This is a genomic window from Melghirimyces profundicolus (genome assembly GCF_003054245.1).
GTDB classification, from domain to species: domain Bacteria; phylum Bacillota; class Bacilli; order Thermoactinomycetales; family DSM-45169; genus Melghirimyces; species Melghirimyces profundicolus.
In genome coordinates this window covers 120951-139405 of the sequence record NZ_QBKR01000007.1, presented here as the reverse complement: position 1 = coordinate 139405, position 18455 = coordinate 120951, and the positions used below count along the sequence as shown (strand labels likewise).

The following is an 18455-nucleotide window of genomic DNA, read 5'->3' as shown; positions in this document are numbered from 1 at the left end:
GCAATTACCGACAGAAGTTGAACTATCCGTTTATGAGTTATTAGACAGATACCGATGATTTTGGTTGATTTTCCCTAATCAACAGGCCTGATAAAAGATTTTCAATAGGCAACCCTCCTTTGTATAACCTTAGAAAAATTTAAAACTTTGGTATTAAGGTCATAGAATTTAAGGGTTCTTTTGGAGCGTATACTAGTATGGAAGAAAAGTGTGAAATAAAAACGGATTTATCCTCCAAGAAGAAAATGCTCAAACAAACCTTACAAGAAAAGGACCGGGAAAAACAGTCCATCCTTGATAGTGGAGGATATCACCCGCTGGGTACGGAGTTTCAAGAAGGCCGGAGAACTGGATGGAGAGGATGATTAGCGCAGCGTACCATATTCTTTTTTCGGTCCGGTGACCCCTGTACTGATAAACACCTATGAACTCCTGTGTCAGAATGAAAAAAAGGCATGCTAAATAAACCTTCGTTCCGGCTGACCTCATCATACGAAAACAGCCCCAGAATTCAAAATTCTGAGACTGTCATGGGCAACTCAATATTCCGGAACGATGAAGAAGCATCGATATGCTAATAGCTTCTGTTCCCTTTCACTGTAAGACATATTCGGCCAGGACACTTTGCAGATCATAAATATTCAGCTTTTTATTGAATTGTTTTTGAATGACCGGTTGATCATGACCCGACACCCAAATGTTCAATTCAGCATCCAGATCAAAGTGACCTGCCGTTTCAATGCTGAAACGGGTAATGCTCCGGTAAGGAACCGATAAGTAAGACACTTTCTTACCCGTTAACCCCTGTTTGTCCACCAATATCAGACGTTTGTTCGTAAACAGAAACATGTCGCGAATGAGAATGTAACTTTTTTCAATGCTTTCCGATGAAGCCAGCAGATGGCCAAACTCTTTCTGAGCCTGATCGACATCCACTTCAGATGCATTGCCCATCAACCCATCGAAAATTCCCACTCTACAATCACCTCACATGAAATTTACATCCTCGTCCTCCCGCTTCTCCTCGGTCCCATGCTCATACTCACTCAATCAATCCCTCTTCACTGAGATTTTATTGTTTCTATCTCGTTATTCGCAAGATGTTCGTGTTTTGGTGTCAAAAAAACTTGATTCTGAAGCAAGCATGGGAACCCCGGGTTCGTCTACAACTCCTCCCGTTTTTCCGAAACACTCCCGACGCCTGCGAGCGGTCCGCTTACTCTCCGTTCATCTGCAGTGCCGGGAACGTTTTCGTAATCATCAAAAAACAAGGGGTCTCTCAGTGATGGTGCGGGTTCGCCCGTCATAAAAAAATTTTGTTATCTCTGACATATCCTTTTATCGAAACGAATCGTCTTAAAGATCCATTCTACTAGATACAAAGACGTAGTCATTCAACAAACGTCTTTGTGTTTTCCCTGATCGGGAGAGATAGGAAAGAGAGGCCCATGAACCAGAGAAAAAATGATTCCAGGGGGTGCACCAATCATGCGAACACAACAAAAACTACCGCCTGTTCGCTTTAAAGAATCAAAATCAGGGCAAGATTCTTACTACATATGGCTTGACGAAGGAAGCCATTTAAACAATCCCATGATTTTCATTCAGCGAGAAGGTACCATGTGGTCTCTTTTTCAAATTTGTGTGTTCAGAGAAGGCAAAAATGTGATAGGTGATATCGTGGAGATCACTCAAGGTATTACATCGGAACAAAAAGCACGGCGATACGCCAAGGAAATCTTGTTAAGTATGTGTGAAAAATATGAGCGTATCTTAACGCCATCATCGATTGGGGAAGACCGATAACGACGGATGCAATATCGTGCGGATTTTTTCCCATCAAGACATTTCACTTGACGATAGGAAACATCGTATTCAGGACCTTCAATTGGGAGGAAATTCGTTTGTTACTCCGACTGATCAGAAAATCATATATACAACAGACCGCGATCACCATTACGTATCACACCAAAAAAGGCATGAAACAATATACCGGATACGTCGTTGATGTTCTTCCTTTTGAAGAACGGCTGGTGATGCGAGTCGGAAAGAAGATAAAAAGATTTTTATTGCATAGTATTGCTGAAGTAAAAGAATGAAGATCAGTGTTCATGGACAAGACATCCCGTGAGAGCCAATAGGAAAAAAGCCCCCCTGACGAGGGGGGCCATCTATAGAGTAAAAGAGAAGTTGGCTATATAAGGTTATTCGAATCAACCATCGTGTTTAAGTCCACTTCCCCAATGGAAATAATCAACATATTTGAAAACGGGCAAACACCCCACTTGAGCAGGGAGCCTCAGGTGGGATGTTTGCTTTTATCTCGAGTCACTCTTTGTGAGGATCCATCCCATATATATGCGGATCGAGCGAAGGATTTACAACGATCTTGAAGAGAATAAACCACGACGACGATAGAAGAGGGGATCATAATGAAACTTCGATGGGTTACCAATGGTCTTGGTTTTGCTGGAAGCAGGTGAAAAAGCGGTTATGTTGGTTGTATGCTGCACGGAAAGAGCCTCCCTTGGGGGAGGCTCCTGTTCGTTAAGTCAATCCGGCGAGGATGGAGGTCTGCCGAACAACTCCCAGCAGTTTTTCTGTTTCGTCCGTCACGGCGACGGGAAAAGGGGATTCCGCGGCTTTGGGAATCAATTCCTGCAGAATTTCTTCGGGTTTGGCGGTGAAATAGTCTTGATGGACAATCTCCGGCAGGTCTTTGTTTTCTTCCCGGGCCCGGATGGCGTCGTCGATGGTGACGACGCCTTGTAATTTTTGATCATCGTCCACAACGAACATGTTGGTAAGCTTTCTGGATTCCATCTCTTTCACCGCCGCTTGGACACCCTCACTCAGAGAAACGGCGGCAAGACTTTTGGACATCACCTGTACCGCCTTTAACACCTTGGAACGGTCGATATCTTTGACAAAGTCTTCAATATAAGGATCGGCCGGTTCGTTCAGTATTTCGTCAGGGGTTCCGGTCTGGATGACTTGTCCGTCTTTCATCACCGCCACCCGGTCTCCCAGTTTGAATGCTTCGTTAATGTCATGGGTGATAAAGACGATGGTTTTCTTCAATTTGGACTGAATGTCCAAAAGCTCCTGTTGCATTTCCCTCCGGATCAGGGGATCCAGAGCGCTGAAGGGTTCATCCATCAGCAAAATGTCCGGATCGTTGGCCAGGGCTCTTGCCAGACCGACACGCTGCAACATTCCTCCGCTCAGCTCGCCGGGCATTTTTTCCTCCCAGCCTTCCAGTCCGACCGTGGCCAAGGTTTCTCTGGCTGTTTGTTTTCGCTCTTCTTTCGGGATGCCTTTCACTTCCAGGCCGTATACCACGTTTTCTTCCACCGTTCGGTGGGTCAGGATGCCGAAATGCTGAAAGACCATGGCGACTTTGTTTTGCCTGAATCTCTGCAGTTCCTTGCCGCTGTACCGAACGATGTCTTCCCCGTCGATCAGGATTCGACCTTCCGTCGGTTGGTTAAGGAGATTGAGGCAGCGGATCAAAGTGGATTTTCCACTGCCCGACAGCCCCATGATCACGAAGATCTCCCCCCGGTTCACTTCGAAGGAGACATCATAAACACCGACAGTGTGGCCGGTTTCATTCAAAATGTCACTTTTCGAAGCTCCCGCCTGGATCTTTTCCAAAACGGATGTCGGATGGGGGCCGAAGATTTTAGTTACGTTCTCGATCTTGATGATGCCGGACATGACCCTACTCCTTTTTGTAGTTATACCGGTTGGCGATCCCTTGTGTCAGCCGGTCGATGATGATCGCCATAATGACAATGGATAAACCGGCTTCAAACCCTTGGTTGATGTCCACCCGATTGATGGAGATCAACACTTCCATCCCCAGCCCCTTTGCGCCGACCAAGGAGGCGATCACCACCATGGCCAGGGCCATCATCGTGGTCTGGTTGATCCCCGCCATAATGGTGGGGAGAGCTTGGGGGATCTGTACTTTGCGCAACAGCTGCCGGCGGGAAGAACCGAAGGAAAGGGCCGCTTCGATCATGTCCTTGGAGACTTCCCGGATGGCCAAGTTGGTCAGTCGTATGACGGGTGGGATCGCGTATATCACCGTGGCGAACAGCGCAGACACCTTTCCCAAACCGAACAGCATGATGGCGGGAATCAGGTAGACGAAGCTGGGCATGGTCTGCATGGCATCCAGAAGCGGTTTGACCACCGCTTCCGTCTTTTTACTGTATGCCAGCAGGATGCCGACGGGAATCCCGAGCAAAAGCGAGATCACGACCGAGGTGAGGACGATCGCCATGGTGTACATCATCATATCCCAGTAACCGAAGGTTCCGATCAAAAACAACAGAGCGGCAAAGGTGATCCCGGCTGTCAGGCGGACCAGTCGCCAACCCAACAGGAAAACGGTCAGAATCACCACCCACCAGGGAATCCACTCCATGAAGAGCTGCATATTGTACAAAAAAGTGAGAACCGCAATTTTCAGGGCGTCAAAAACGCCTTGGAAATGATTCGTCAAATAATCGACAGCAGCTTCCACAATTCCGCCGGGGTCGGTGCTGAATTGTCGGGGAAATTCATTCATGGGAGCGGCCGCACGTGAAGAAAAGCGGCCTTTTCACCTCGATTTCTTGTTGAACGGATCAGAATCACAGCCATTTACTTCAAGAATTCCTTCACTTTTTTTGCCGCATCTTCCGACACCCATGGGGTCCAAACTTCTTCGTGTTCCTTGAGAAACCATTGGGCGGTTTGATCCGCGTCGGCTTTGTTTTTCTGCATGTAGGCCAGGGCTTCGTTGGTCAGTTCGGTGCTGGTTTGGTATTTTTTCAAAAAATCGTTGACTTCGGGGGCACGGTCCGGCAGGCTTTTGTGCACGGCAACCTCAACGGGTTCCACCGGAAATTCGGTCCCGTAGCCTTCTTCCCATTTTTTCTTGTCATAGTCAGGTTCCTTAAGCAGAGTCATATCATATTGTCCCATGATCCATGTGGGTTCCCAGTAATAACCGACCCAAGGGTCCCCATTTTTATATGCTTTGGTCAAGGAACTGGACAGGGCCGCATCGGATCCGGGGCGGAAATAGGTGAATTCCTTGTCCAAGCCATAGGTTTTCACTTTTTCTTCCAAAATCTTGTCGACGGCCCATCCGGAGGGGGAACCGACGATCCGACCCTTGCCGGGAGTTTCCGGGTCTTTGAAAAGATCTTTGTATCGGGCCAGATCCTGAACCGATTCCAGATCAGGGGCCATGGGTTTGATGCCCCGTTCTTTGTCTCCTTTGATCACATACGTGGGAACATAAAACCCCTGACGGTTGTCGTCGAAATTGGTTGACACCTTGATCACATTCCCACTGTCCAGCATTTTTTCCCATTGTTCTTTGATGTTGCCGGTCCAAACTTCCATCAATACCTGTATATCCCCCTGTTCCAGTCCCGTCAGGGTGTTGGGAGTGGAGCCGGGAATGACGTCAGTTTTATAACCGTATCCTCTTTCGATAATGGTTTGAGCCACGCTGTTGTGAAAGCGGATGCTGTCCCATCCGGGGTCAGCGAAAACGATCGGCCGGTCTTTCCCCTCTTTCGTCTCCGGCGGAGCGGCACATGCCGCCAGGGACAGGATCAGCAACACCGACATAAAAATGAACGCGCCTTTTTTTAACCACTTTCCGGATAAAAACTTCACAATATCACAACCTCCCTTGTCAATCATCATTAATTATATAGTAATAGTCGCACAATTAAAAATTTTTCCATATATTTCTAAAAACCACGGATCATTGGTGCTTCCATCGCTTTCTCAACCGAACAGGAGTCTTTTTGTTTGTGCAGGTTTCGAGTTTGATCCATCCAGTCAGGCGGGGTGCCAACCCCTATAGACTTTACGTTGGAACATCATCACGTATGTGTCCAAAATCGAATAGGGGCTTATGAGAAATGACTTTGATGGTCCGGCTTGGATAGAAGTTAAGGAGTCAACACAACAGAATTCTCACCGTAGCTGAACATCCTCGAAAAAAAGGGGTCTCACCGTACCCTTTATGCGAATGGTACGGTGAGACCCATAAAATCTTTTAACAATATTTCATTGTTGTGATTTGAAATGTACTTTTACCGGTTATTGGGGAGTTGACAAAGGATGGAACAGGCCTAATTTGGATGCCATCACGTTTCGCAATCCATCGTTGGTTTAGGCCCCTCTGCTGTTTAGTTATGCTTCTTAGTTAAAGCATTAAAAAGGTCGTGAAGATCCATTTCTTCAGGATCATTCAGTAATACTTGATTGCCTTCCTCAACATGAAAAAGTACGAAATCCCCAAGAGTCATTGATCCAACACCGTCAATTTCAGCAAGAAAGTGAAAGAGTGCAGTATCTACAGCTTCTGTTATGGCTTCTTTCACTTTGGTTTGATCCAACTTCGGAAGTTATTTGTACCACTCTGATAACTCAAGCAGTCTTTTATCAGGATTTCTCCCTGGCGGATCCATAAAATCTTCTATTGTGTCCTGAATGGATTGATCACGGATGTAGATTATAAGGCTTCTCACAAAGTCCTCTGGATTCACTTCTTCACCTCACTTTAAAGATCGTCGGTCGGCACCTCGGCCTCAATCGGTTTATAGGATAATGCCTTGTCTACGATTTCCTCCGGTGTTGGATCCTCAGTTTTACGGTGCCGTTCGTTAGAACCTGTCTTTATCAGACCGACGTTTCATTCTGATTGAAAGCATTGCTCTTTTTTTTGAAAACGGTGTCCGACTGACAAAAAGCTTGGTACGCCAACCACATCCACAGGAACCCCAACACGCTGCCGCTGAAAAATGGAAGCAACCCGGGGAAATTCACGATCACGAAACAGACAGCAACACCACCAACCGCCATCATCAGCGTTTGGAGAGGGTGAGTGATCCCCAAAATAAAGGCATATTTGATAAATTGAAGCGTTTTCAGATCATAATGGACGAAAACCGGGAAAATGTACATCAGGGTAATCAGATACATTAAAAAAATGCTTATACTCCCAAACTGAAGCAATTTGGATGCAAAACCTTCCAACGTACCGAAAAAAAGATAATCCACAAATAAAATCAAACCGATTACCACTAAAATGAACCACAAAAAGTTCACAGTAATAAATTCTGACCGGTATACTTTCCAAAAGGTCGGGAATACCGGAACCTCTTTCCCCATCACCCATTTGCGTATCACCTGAAACATCGCCGCCGTTGCGGGAGCGGCTCCAAACAAGATCAGTCCCGCCAGCGTAAACAATATCCAGAGCAGATTAACGTAAGCCAGGCGCATTACCCACTCCGAAATACGATAGAAACCACCCATCACCCCTCCCAATTCCATCCCCGAGACCTCCTGTTCCCCATTCTTAATCTATAAAGCGGGAAAATCCTCCCATGTTCCATAGTCGCTGGATCAGCGGATTCAGTGACTTCTTTACATCATCCATTAATCAATTTTGACAGATTCACCGCTTTCAGCAGACTGGATGATGCGATCAAGCACTTTTTGATTTTGATAGCCATCATAGAAAGTCGGTGTTCCTTGCTGTTGATTGTTTGTAATTAAATCAACGAAATCTTGCAATTGGTTCTTCTTATAACCTGCAGGTACTTTTTCTGTTTTAAAAGCAATCTTTTCACCGGTTTCATTTTGAATACAAAGATTGATCTCCTCAGGACGTTCACAGTTGACATGAATCGTACCATAATCACCATATACTGTGACTTCATGCTGGTTGTCAGACCCAACTGCATTTCTTGTCGCAACAAAATTTCCAATGACACCGTTTTCAAGAACAGCCTGAAAGCTGGCAAAGTCATCGACATCCACTTTTTTCATTTCTCCGCTGTTTGGATCTTTCCTCATCTTTACAAAGGTTTCCATTCGTGCTGATACAGATCGAAATTCACCAACAAAAAAACGGGCACTATCAATCATATGTGCACCTAAATCTCCTAAAGCTCCGGTTCCTGTCACCGCTTTATTAAAACGCCAAGCATATGGCCTTTCAAATAAAGGGGATCCGAATTGCTGCAGATAGCGAACGGCCATATGGCGAATGGGACCAATCTTATTTTCCTGTATAAGCTTTTTTACATACCGAAAAGATGGGACATAACGGTAGGAAAATCCAATCATGCACGGAATCGGTTGTTGTTCATACAATTCCGCCAAATCCTTGGCTTCATCAAAATTTAAGGTGAACGGTTTCTCAGACATGACAGGTTTTTGGTATTGAATACATAGACGTAACACCTTTGCATGCAAGTCATTGGGTACAATGGAAATGACAGCGTCAACATCAGGATCTGCAATCAACGCTTCCAGATCTTTAAAGCGTTTCTCTTGAGGAACCCCTTCTGCATCACCTGCATGATTTAATCGTTCTTCATTGACGTCACATACTGCTCCTGTATACAGGTGTTCTAATTCAGAGATCATTTTACGATGCGCATTTGCCATCCCGCCCAACCCGATTAAACCGACATTGATAACATCTTTTTTTATCATGTTCGGGCCCCCTTTGAAAGCGGCCGAAGCCGCTTTTTTTCGTTACTTCAACAAATATACACGTGCCTCATATGGCTTCAATACCATGGATGAAATGTCTTCACTGTTTTGAACGTCATAGTTTCTGATAAGCAGTTGGTTGGATTTAAAGTGAATATGTGCCGGCAATTCGAAGTCGGCATCTTCCACTGTAAAGTTACACACAACAAGCAGTGTTTGATCATCTAAAGTACGTGTATATGCGTAAATTTGCTCATGCTCTTCCAAAATAAGATCGTATGTTCCATAGACAATGATGTCATTTGCTTTTCTTAGCTGTATCAGTTTTTGATAATAGTGGAAAATCGACTGTGGATTGTCTAATTCGTTTTTGGCATTGATTTCTTTATAGTTTGGATTTACTTTTAACCAGGGAGAGCCGGTTGTAAAGCCTGCGTTTTCACTGTCATCCCATTGCATGGGTGTTCGCGCATTGTCTCGCCCTTTTATATAGATTGCCTCCATGACTTTGTTGTGATCCTGACCGCCTTCTATCACTTTTTCACGGTACATGTTATGAATTTCTATGTCATTGTAATCTTCCAATGATTCAAAGCGAACGTTCGTCATACCCAGTTCTTCGCCTTGATAAATGTAAGGTGTGCCTTGCATCATATGCAGAAATGTGCCCAGCATTTTCGCTGATTCAACACGATATTCCTTATCATTTCCGAAACGGGAAACCATTCTTGGCTGATCGTGGTTATTTAAGTACAGACTGTTCCAGCCTTTCCCCTCTAAATCTTTTTGCCATTTTGTCATGACTTCCTTCAAATCATTGAGTTTCCATGGCTTCAGATCCCATTTTCCGCCGGGGCCTGAATCTAAATCCATATGCTCAAATGTAAAAATCATGTTTAATTCCGTACCCTCAAGGTTTGCATACTTTGCCGCATCTTCTGTTGATGCACCCGGGCATTCCCCAACCGTCATGATGTCATATTTCGAAAGGACTTCACGATTCATTTCTTGCAGGTATTCATGAACACGCGGACCGTTCATAAAAAACTCGCCGCCCCAGTCGTATCTTTTTCCCCCCGGAACACTTGGCAATCCGTCTGCTTTTGAAATCAGATTGATGACATCCATACGCAAACCGTCGACTCCTCTATCAAGCCACCATGTAATCATGTCATAAACTTCTTTTCTCAGTTTCGGATTTTCCCAGTTTAAATCCGGTTGTTTTTTACTAAACAGATGAAGGTAGTATTCATTCGTTGCTTCATCATATTGCCAAGCTGAGCCACTAAAGAATGACGTCCAATTGTTGGGTTCTTGTCCATTCTTGCCCGGACGCCAAATATAGTAATCCCGGTAAGGGTTATCCTTCGATTTACGGGATTCGATGAACCATTTATGCTCATCTGATGAATGATTAACAACAAGGTCCATTATTAGTTTCATTCCGCGATCATGAATTTCTTTAAGCATTTCATCCCAATCATCCATCGTGCCAAACTCATCCATAATGGCCTGGTAATCACTTATATCATAACCATTATCATCATTTGGTGATTTATATACCGGGGAGAGCCAAATCACGTCTACTCCCAATTCTTTCAAATAATCCATTTTTTCTGTAATTCCCTTAATGTCGCCGACGCCATCACCGTTACTGTCATTAAAGCTTCTCGGGTAAATTTGGTAAACAACACTCTCTTTCCACCAGGCTTTTTCCATACTCAAAACGCCCCTCCAGTTCGACTGCTCTTATTGGATCACTTGCTCAAACATGTCCGAACCAAGTCGGATGCCCTTGGCAGATATTCAATGGATTGGAGCATCGACAGTTCTGCGCAATAGTCAGTACCGGGCCTCTACAATTCCTTCCTATTCTTTCAATAACGGATCAATTTCTTTCGCAGCTTTATTCAAACCTTCCTCCACACCCATTTCTTCAGCCAAAATTTTCTCCAAATAATCACGATAAATTTTCTCTATCTTACTCCAATTATCTACGGGTGGTCTTAAATACGCCTGCTCCAGGCCTTTAACATAAGGCTCGATAAATGGTTGATCCAATTGATCATAAGAATGCGCAGCTTCCTTATTTGTGGGGATGAGCCCCGTTCTGAACATTACTTCCTGAACTTCGGTTTGTGACATCCATTTTATAAAGGTCCATGCTGCCTGAAGGTGTCGTGTACCTTTCATAATGACCAGATTTTCCCCGCCAATAACAGAACCTTTATTTTCGTTCACGGGAAACGGAGCTGCCACTGTATTCTTATGGATCAAAGAGCTTTTTTGTTTGTCATTCAATAATATGCTATAAAACCACGGACCTTCATCGATCATAAAATATTGACCCTGCAAAACACCATTCCATTGATCGATCGGTTCATTCAAAAAATGAGCGTCAATATTTCCGTTTTTAAATAATTCAAGCATTGTTTGAACAGCCTGTATACTCCCAGGGCTGTTTAAATATCCGGATGACTTTGTATACTGAGGATTTGTCAATTGACCACCAAAACCGACAAAGTATGACAAGCTGTTCCATGCGGAAGAATTCCGCAATCCAATGACATAGTCGTTTTCTTTAACAACGGCAAGAAATTCTTCCATTGTGCGTGGAGGTTTGGTCAAACCGGCTTTTTTTAATTGCTGACTATTATAGATGGCAACTTTTGTATTTAAGTTTAAAGGCAGGCCATAATACTCCCCCTGATATTTATTTGTTTCCATAGCTTGAGTATAAAATTTTTTTGAGTATTGGTTAAAATCACTGAATTTACTGATAGGGTATAATAAGTTAAGGTCAGCAAATTGAGGGACCCAAACCATATCCATTCGGACCACATCAGGCGGTTGTTTGGCAGAAGCACGTGTAATCAGGGTGTTTAAAAGCTGATCGTTATATGCCTGACGTACCGCTTTGATTTTTATATGCGGATATTCCTTTTCAAACATAGGCAGCAGTTGATTCTCAAAAACCCTTGTTTCCTCATCACCATATGTATGCCAAACAACCACCAGTTCGGTGGAAGAAGCTTCATTAATGCTTTCCACCTTAGCTCCGTTAATGATACTTTGATTGCTGCAACCTGTTGAAAAAAGCAGCATACAAACAAATAACAACCGTGCCAACAAAATCAGTCCCCTCCCGACTTTCACAGGATAGACTTTTTCTTTAACCGATAATCAACCGGGGACAAGCCGGTCATTTTTTTAAATAATTTACTGAAATATTTCACATCATTAAATCCTGAATGAGCAGCAACTTCATATACTTTTAATTCTGTGTCCTTTAATAGATCTTTCGCTTTTTGAACACGTAACTGAGTGACATAATCACTGAAGTTTTGACCCGTCTGTTTTTTGAAAAATATACTGAAATAGTTTTTACTTACATGGACATGGTTTGCGACATCCTGTAAAGTTAATTCTCCAGTATAATGTCCGTGGATATATACAATCGCATGTTTAATTAATTGATTATCACTAAACCGCTGTTGTGGAAATAATTTAGCTGTGTCTTCATACTCTTTTATCAATTGGTGCATTTTATGAATTAATTGTGATACAGTTTCTGCTTGTTTCAGAACTTCAAATTTTTCCAGCAAGCTGTATGCATTCCCTTTTTCCGAAAAAAGTTTGCATAATATACGACATGCTTCTTGTCTGATTGCATCGGGGTCCAGCCGTTGTTCAGACCATCTTCTTTCAATGCAGGAAAGAAAGTGATCGATATCCACTGAAGGTTCCAACTTATCGATTAAAACATCTAATTTCTCAAGATGATTTTCAACCATGGCAAATGGTTTGTACGTATGTATGCAGCCAACTCCTTCATAAAAGCGGTAATGACAAGCGATTCTGCTTTTTTCATAACATTCTCTTATATTTGATCCTGTATGGATTCCAAAACTTAGACTGATATCAAATTGTTTTTCAAGATGCTCTTTTAATTGATTCACTTGCAGAAACGTTTCTCTGCCATGTTCCATGATGAATATGATTTCACTTTCACCTACCGAAAAACAAATCCCATCCATAAAATTATAATAATATTCCTTGATTTGTTCCATCAATAAAATTAAGTACGCCTGACCGGAGTGTTGTATTAACTCCTCGATATGGTCAATCATCCCATAAACCATGGTACGCTGTATTGCTAACCAGTGACGGTCTTCCAGCTCTTCATAATTAAACAAATATCTTTTAAGACTGCTTTCCAGTTGTTTTCGTTCTTTGTCTTCCACCGTCCGGTCATAAAGTTGCAATCGTTTCTTTACCTTATTCTCTTCCTCTATTTCTTTTGTGCAACGATCGACCAGCTGCTTTATTTCTTCAGGTTCCAGCGTATGTTTCAAAAGATAGTCCACAGCTCCCAGTTTTAATCCTTCCCGCACATATTCGAAATCGTTATAGCTGCTTATTAAAATCACTTTCAGATGCGGAAAAAGCTCCAGTGCCTTTTTTGTCAGTGTGATTCCATCCATCAGCGGCATTTTAATATCTGTGATTAATATATCTAACTGTTTGTTTTCCACCGCTTTCAAGGCTTCTTCTCCATTTGGATAATCGCCGATAAGATTTAGATTTAATTCAACCCAATTACATAACGATTTTAGACCACAACGGATCACCGGCTCATCATCAACAATAATGACGTTATACATCCACACCACCTGTTTCATGTTGTTTTTTCAATATAATCGTCACAGTGGTTCCTTGACCTTGCCGACTTTTAATCGCAACGTCGGATCCTCCGGGAAAGTATAATTGAACAGATTCATAAACATGCTTTAACCCGATTCCAAAAAGTTGACTGGATCGGTCAGCTTGTTCGATTTTTTGTAACTTGGTTTGGGTTAAACCACTTCCATTATCATGGATATCAAAACGTACCTGTTTTGAATCGCGATGGGCCGAAATAGAGATCGTTCCCGCTCTTCCCGTCGGTACAATCCCATGAAAAACCGCGTTTTCGACAATGGGTTGCAACAGCATTCTTGGGATCCGAAATTCTTTAACCTCTCTTGGAACATCGATCAGCAGATGAAATGTTGAATCATACCTGATTTGTAAAATATCAATATATTTCTCGATAAAATCCAATTCCTCTTCTACTGTAATAAAAGGCCCCTTTTTTCCCATATTTGCTTCCATTAACCGGTTTAAAGCAGTTAAAGCTTCATCAGCCTGTTTATTCTGATTAAATTTAACCAACCAGCGAATGGTGCTTAATGTGTTAAACAAAAAATGAGGATTGATTCGATGTTTAAGTGCCCTTAATTCTGCCTCTTGCTTTTGAGATTGTTCTGTTCTGACCTTTTCCAGCAATTGTTCAATCCGGTTAATCATTTGATTGAATTGTATACTCATGATCCCGATTTCATCTGAAGAATGAATACTTGTCCTGGCAGTTAAATTTCCTTCTTCCACCCGTTTCATTTGAGTCGTAAGTTGCTTGATCGGTCGGGTCATTTTTCCGGCAATAAACAAACCGATCACAACAGCAAGAGCTGTAAATCCAATGGAAGATAATAAAATGAGCTTTTGAACATCGTCTAATTGTTTCGTAATCTCTCTCACCGGTACGATTCCAACCATTGTCCATCCATTTTCAATTGGCTGTTTCACACCGTAATAAGGTTCATCATTCATTTCAAATTCAAATTCAGCTTTATTGTTATGAACCACATGATGAAAAAGAGCATCATTTTGGATCGTCTTGTTAACGTTTTCAAGATTGTTATCAATCATCACTTTACCCGTTTGATCGACGACAAAAAAACGACCGGTTTCCCCCAGTTTTAACCCTTTGATTTTTTCTAAAATCACTTTCCCATCCAGACTGACTAATACATAACCGACGTTATTCATATTTGAAAAATCTTTTAGTACACGGGCGACAGGGAGAACGAGGTCCGTATTTGTCCCTGCGCCGCTAAAGCGATCATATTGCAAACCCATCCAAACGAGTTCGCCGTCTGCCCTTTCAGATGCATTGACCCAATCCAATTCATTCAAAGAGTGTTGAGACAATTTAGCCTGGGAAAATGTGCCGCTTCCCCAACTGGTCCCTTCTGGTTTAAAAACGTAGATAATTTTGACCATGGAATTTGCATACATGACCTGATTGAGAAACTCGGTGACATACTGATTATTCTCCTCCCGTTCATCGAGTCCAATCCCATCTTTTGAATCATCAAGGACTGCTTGTTGAATTTTCATATTACTGTAAACCAAATTGGACGTATCGTTTCCGATCTGAACAATATTTGATAAATTCTGGGCGGATTGTTCAGCGATTTGAACGGACGATTCCCGAACGTTTTGATTGACGATATTTGACGAAGTCACATAAAACAAAATGCTTGTAAAACTGGTAGGGAGTAATATAACAAGGAGAAAAGCAACCACCATTTTAACTGCAATCCGATTCTTGAACAGGGTATAAATTCCCAATTCCAATGCTCCCTGGTTGTCTTTTTTTCTTCGGTGCCGGACGGATCCTATTGGTTGATGTTTTCACCATCCGCCTCTCAAAATCCTTTTTGAGGTGATTGGAGCAAGGGGAACTGCATAAAGAGTGTTGACTGCTTCGTCATGGCGCCTAACCTTTCACACTCCCTTCATTAATGCCTCCCTGTACAAATTTCTTCTGGAAGATAATATAAATAATCATAACTGGCAAAATGACAATGATCGACGCGGCAAAAATCCATCCCCAGTTACTTGCGTATTTTCCTTGAAACATCATTAATGCGATGGGCAGCGTACGTAATGCTTCATCTTTAATGATGGCCAACGCTACAAAGTATTCATCCCAGGTCCCTGCAAATGAAAAGATGGCCAGTGTTCCCAATGCAGGCCGGGACAGAGGTAAATAAATGTTCCAAAAGATACGCCAGTTTCCGCCACCATCGATCAATACAGATTCCTCCAATGATTTTGGGATGGACTGGAAAAACCCGCGTAAGAAGAAAGTGGAACCGACTACACCGCCACCAACGTAAATCAACCATAAACCTAAATACGTATTGACTAACCCTAAACTGTTAATGACTGTGAACTGTGGAACAATGGCCAGAACAAGCGGTATCATCATCGTGAACAAAAACGTGCGGAAAAGAAATTCTTTACCCGGGAATTCAAACCGGACAAAACTATATGCTGTTAACGCACCGAGAAATAATCCAAATACTAATGCCACACCTGCAACAAGTAAGCTGTTCATGAAATAGCGTGAGAATTTTTCTTTTGTCCACACCGCTATATAGTTATCAAGATTAGGAACAACAGACAATACCTCTGCAGGTCTGGGTAAAGAATACGAAGACGAAATAAATGTTGTTAAAATCATATAAATAAATGGAAGTATAAATACCGCGGCTCCTAAAATGATCGTTGCGTATATAATGATTTGCCAATGTAAACTCGTTTTCACCATCAATCCCCCCGTTTGTCATTTTTTATAAAAAGCGCTGCTTTCCGAATTGTTTTTGCTGTGACCACGTGACAATAAAAATCGTCAGACCCATCATCACGCTTAAGGCAGAGGAATATCCAAAGTTAAAATTGTTGAACGCTTCCTTATAAATCATGCTTTGCAGCACTTCTGTTTGTCCCATCGGTCCACCATTCGTCAAGAAGTACACTTGCGGGAAAATATTAAAGGCACCCATGATCAATTGAATGACAACAAACAGAGTCACTGGTTTGATCGTTGGAATGATCACATTACGAAACTGTTGAATCCCGTTTGCACCATCAATGGCAGCCGCTTCATACAAGTGCCGCGGTATCCCCTGTAATGCAGCCAAATAAACAACAAGCACCCATCCGACCGTTTTCCATATATGAAAGAGCCAAATAACAACCATTGCTGTCCATTGATTTTGCAACCAGCCGATCGGACGGTCAATAATACCTAAATTCATGAGTCCATAGTTGACCACGCCACCTTCTCCACCGGCAAACAAATATTTGAATAAAAAGGCAACAACGATCCAGGATGTAACAATGGGTAAATAATAAACAGTGCGAAACGTGATTTTAAATTTGACAAATTGCAAGTTAATTAATACTGCAAAGAACAATCCCAGAAACCAGTTTATCGGTACTGTGACAACCGTATTTAAAATTGTATTTCGAACGGCATACCCAAAAGCAGGATCACTGAAAGCCTTTTTATAGTTTGCAAGCCCCACAAAGGGATTTTCTGCTCCCGGAATGACACTGTAGTCTTGAAAACTCATGACTATTCCTTTCATTAACGGATAAATAACGAAAACACCTGTCCCGATCAATCCCAAAATCAAAAATGGAAACACTTCCACCCATTGTTTCAGCCCCGTTTTAACACGTTCACTGAAAGCGAGTTGATGTTGAGAAGTATACCGTTGCTGGGTTTGAGGCATTGTGCTCCCCCTTCGAATCCGCTTTAATATGAAAATACCCACCAGGTGATGATGATCACCTGGTAAAGTATTTTCATTTTTTTTCGGTTTTCGTTCATGATCTTAGTTCATGACCGCCTTAATTTTTTTCGTAGCATCTTCCAGAGCTTCTTCAGGTGTCATCTTTCCTCGTATCGCCTTTTCAAAATTCAAGTTAAGAATTTCTTCCATTTCAGCCCATTGAGGGATGGGTGTGCGCGGCAGTGCGGTTTCAAGTTGTTGTACATATTCTTCTGCAAACGGCGTTTCCAAGAACTTCGGATCATTTGCAGCTTCTTTATTTGTCGGAATCAGCCCGGTCTCACCCATTATCAGTTGAGGCTCTTTCGATGCCATCCATTTCATGAAAGTCCAGGCTTCCTTTGGATGTTCGGAATTTACAAACGTGACCAGGTTTTGACCACCGATTACAGAATGGGATCCACCCGGACCTTCAGGTATTAATCCTCTGATTGTATATTCCATCACGTCGCGTTTTGCTTTCTTGTCGTTCATTAAAACACTGTAAAACCAGGGTCCATCGTCAATCATTAAATATTCATCATGCTTCATACCATCCCAGGTTCCTGGCTCTTTACCGATAATGGTAGGACTGATTAAACCTTCTTCGTGCCAGGATACAAGGGTCTCAAGTGCTTTGATGCTCTCTTGACTGTTGAGATAACCATCCACTTTGGTAAAGTCATCATTGGTTAACTTACCTCCGAGACTCCAGAAGTAAGGAAGCATTGACCAGCTGTTTGGACCACCAATTCCGATGCCGCCCAGCTCTCCTTTCTCAACCAGTGTACGTGAAGCATCAGCCAGTTCTCCCATTGTTTTGGGTGCTTCTGATAAACCTGCCTTTTTCAATAATTTTTTGTTATATATAGCTATTTTTGTATTTGTGTCTATCGGCAAACCATAATATCCACTGTTATATGCATTTGTCGACATCGTTGTTTTAAATTGCTTGTCTTTAATTTCATCGAAACCGTCAAATTTACTGACCTCTTGCAATGCACCCATTTTTGCAAATTCAGGGACCCAAATAATGTCCATTCTCATCAGATCCGGTGCTTCACCACTGCCCACACCGGCAATAACCTGTTGTTTTAAACCTTCATAAGGCATACGCGTTAACTTCAACTTAATCCCTGGATGTTCTTTCTCAAACAGCGGCTTAATTTTTTCTTTCAAAATGACTTCTTCTTCATCACTGTAAGTATGCCAATATTCAAGAACGACTTCTTCTCCTGCACCGCCAGCATTGGATGTTTCTTTCCCATTGCAAGCTGCGCTTGCCAAAAGTAACATCAACACCGTTAACACACTTGATAATGTTTTCAATGGTGTTCGCACTTTGTTGCCCCCTTTTCAACTTTTTGGAATAATCACATTATGAACAATGAAAACGCTGACCGAAACTGTTTTCATTATGGTGATGGTGTCATATATTAATATTCTGGATAGGGTCATATTTTGTCACTCGTTGGATGGTGT

16 protein-coding genes are annotated in these 18455 nt (G+C 42.5%); 2 read left to right on the top strand and 14 right to left on the bottom strand.

What is annotated here, in order from left to right; genetic code table 11:
• Positions 1–594 precede the first annotated feature (594 nt).
• The gene (locus tag C8P63_RS07005) at positions 595–975 is read right to left on the bottom strand and encodes a PH domain-containing protein (protein ID WP_108022628.1); all 381 of its coding nucleotides are present in this window, start codon (positions 973–975) and stop codon (positions 595–597) included.
• Between the two features lie 513 nt (positions 976–1488).
• On the opposite strand from C8P63_RS07005, the gene C8P63_RS07000 reads away from it, so the two are divergent.
• Together C8P63_RS07000 and C8P63_RS19020 are read left to right on the top strand one after the other, a co-directional pair.
• Positions 1489–1806, top strand: a complete 318-nt coding sequence (locus C8P63_RS07000) for a hypothetical protein (protein ID WP_108022627.1) — start codon at positions 1489–1491, stop codon at positions 1804–1806.
• Positions 1807–1904: 98 nt separating this feature from the next.
• A complete protein-coding gene (locus tag C8P63_RS19020) occupies positions 1905–2099 on the top strand; it encodes a YolD-like family protein (protein WP_170109540.1) in 195 nt (64 codons plus the stop codon).
• Positions 2100–2547: 448 nt separating this feature from the next.
• On the opposite strand, the gene C8P63_RS06990 is transcribed toward C8P63_RS19020, so the two are convergent.
• The 13 genes from C8P63_RS06990 to C8P63_RS06930 all read right to left on the bottom strand — a co-directional run bounded on the left by C8P63_RS06990 (position 2548) and on the right by C8P63_RS06930 (position 18314).
• Entirely contained in the window at positions 2548–3720 is a 1173-nt protein-coding gene (locus C8P63_RS06990; RefSeq protein ID WP_108022625.1) for a quaternary amine ABC transporter ATP-binding protein, read from the bottom strand.
• Positions 3721–3724: 4 nt separating this feature from the next.
• Positions 3725–4579, bottom strand: coding sequence for an ABC transporter permease (locus C8P63_RS06985; RefSeq protein WP_108022624.1), 855 nt, complete (start codon positions 4577–4579; stop codon positions 3725–3727).
• A 74-nt stretch (positions 4580–4653) separates the two neighbouring features.
• Complete coding sequence (locus tag C8P63_RS06980; RefSeq protein ID WP_245920758.1) at positions 4654–5682, bottom strand: ABC transporter substrate-binding protein; 1029 nt, start codon at positions 5680–5682, stop codon at positions 4654–4656.
• Between the two features lie 521 nt (positions 5683–6203).
• Positions 6204–6398, bottom strand: coding sequence for a hypothetical protein (locus C8P63_RS06975; RefSeq protein WP_146172130.1), 195 nt, complete (start codon positions 6396–6398; stop codon positions 6204–6206).
• 298 nt (positions 6399–6696) lie between these two features.
• Positions 6697–7353: a YesL family protein gene (locus C8P63_RS06970; RefSeq protein WP_108022622.1), complete on the bottom strand. Its 657-nt coding sequence runs from the start codon at positions 7351–7353 to the stop codon at positions 6697–6699.
• A gap of 105 nt (positions 7354–7458) precedes the next feature.
• A complete protein-coding gene (locus tag C8P63_RS06965) occupies positions 7459–8523 on the bottom strand; it encodes a Gfo/Idh/MocA family protein (protein WP_108022621.1) in 1065 nt (354 codons plus the stop codon).
• A 42-nt stretch (positions 8524–8565) separates the two neighbouring features.
• Positions 8566–10242 (bottom strand): glycoside hydrolase family 13 protein, encoded by a 1677-nt coding sequence (locus C8P63_RS06960; protein WP_108022643.1) that lies wholly within the window; start codon positions 10240–10242, stop codon positions 8566–8568.
• Positions 10243–10392: 150 nt separating this feature from the next.
• Positions 10393–11655 (bottom strand): extracellular solute-binding protein, encoded by a 1263-nt coding sequence (locus C8P63_RS06955; RefSeq protein ID WP_108022620.1) that lies wholly within the window; start codon positions 11653–11655, stop codon positions 10393–10395.
• A 20-nt stretch (positions 11656–11675) separates the two neighbouring features.
• Positions 11676–13187, bottom strand: a complete 1512-nt coding sequence (locus C8P63_RS06950; protein ID WP_170109539.1) for a response regulator — start codon at positions 13185–13187, stop codon at positions 11676–11678.
• The gene (locus C8P63_RS06945) at positions 13180–14979 is read right to left on the bottom strand and encodes a sensor histidine kinase (protein ID WP_108022618.1); all 1800 of its coding nucleotides are present in this window, start codon (positions 14977–14979) and stop codon (positions 13180–13182) included. Before C8P63_RS06945 ends, C8P63_RS06950 begins: the two co-directional genes overlap by 8 nt.
• Positions 14980–15127: 148 nt before the next feature.
• Complete coding sequence (locus C8P63_RS06940; protein ID WP_425437257.1) at positions 15128–15961, bottom strand: carbohydrate ABC transporter permease; 834 nt, start codon at positions 15959–15961, stop codon at positions 15128–15130.
• Positions 15962–15986: 25 nt separating this feature from the next.
• Positions 15987–16934: a carbohydrate ABC transporter permease gene (locus C8P63_RS06935; RefSeq protein ID WP_108022616.1), complete on the bottom strand. Its 948-nt coding sequence runs from the start codon at positions 16932–16934 to the stop codon at positions 15987–15989.
• A gap of 102 nt (positions 16935–17036) precedes the next feature.
• Entirely contained in the window at positions 17037–18314 is a 1278-nt protein-coding gene (locus tag C8P63_RS06930; RefSeq protein WP_211308254.1) for an extracellular solute-binding protein, read from the bottom strand.
• Positions 18315–18455 lie beyond the last annotated feature (141 nt).

Coding starts and splice junctions, on each gene's coding strand:
- C8P63_RS06970 (WP_108022622.1), bottom strand. CDS start 7,353: ATGGAATTGGGAGGGGTGATGGGTGGTTTCTATCGTATTTCGGAGTGG.
- C8P63_RS06935 (WP_108022616.1), bottom strand. CDS start 16,934: ATGCCTCAAACCCAGCAACGGTATACTTCTCAACATCAACTCGCTTTC.
- C8P63_RS06985 (WP_108022624.1), bottom strand. CDS start 4,579: ATGAATGAATTTCCCCGACAATTCAGCACCGACCCCGGCGGAATTGTG.
- C8P63_RS06990 (WP_108022625.1), bottom strand. CDS start 3,720: ATGTCCGGCATCATCAAGATCGAGAACGTAACTAAAATCTTCGGCCCC.
- C8P63_RS06960 (WP_108022643.1), bottom strand. CDS start 10,242: ATGGAAAAAGCCTGGTGGAAAGAGAGTGTTGTTTACCAAATTTACCCG.
- C8P63_RS06965 (WP_108022621.1), bottom strand. CDS start 8,523: ATGATAAAAAAAGATGTTATCAATGTCGGTTTAATCGGGTTGGGCGGG.
- C8P63_RS07000 (WP_108022627.1), top strand. CDS start 1,489: ATGCGAACACAACAAAAACTACCGCCTGTTCGCTTTAAAGAATCAAAA.
- C8P63_RS06950 (WP_170109539.1), bottom strand. CDS start 13,187: ATGTATAACGTCATTATTGTTGATGATGAGCCGGTGATCCGTTGTGGT.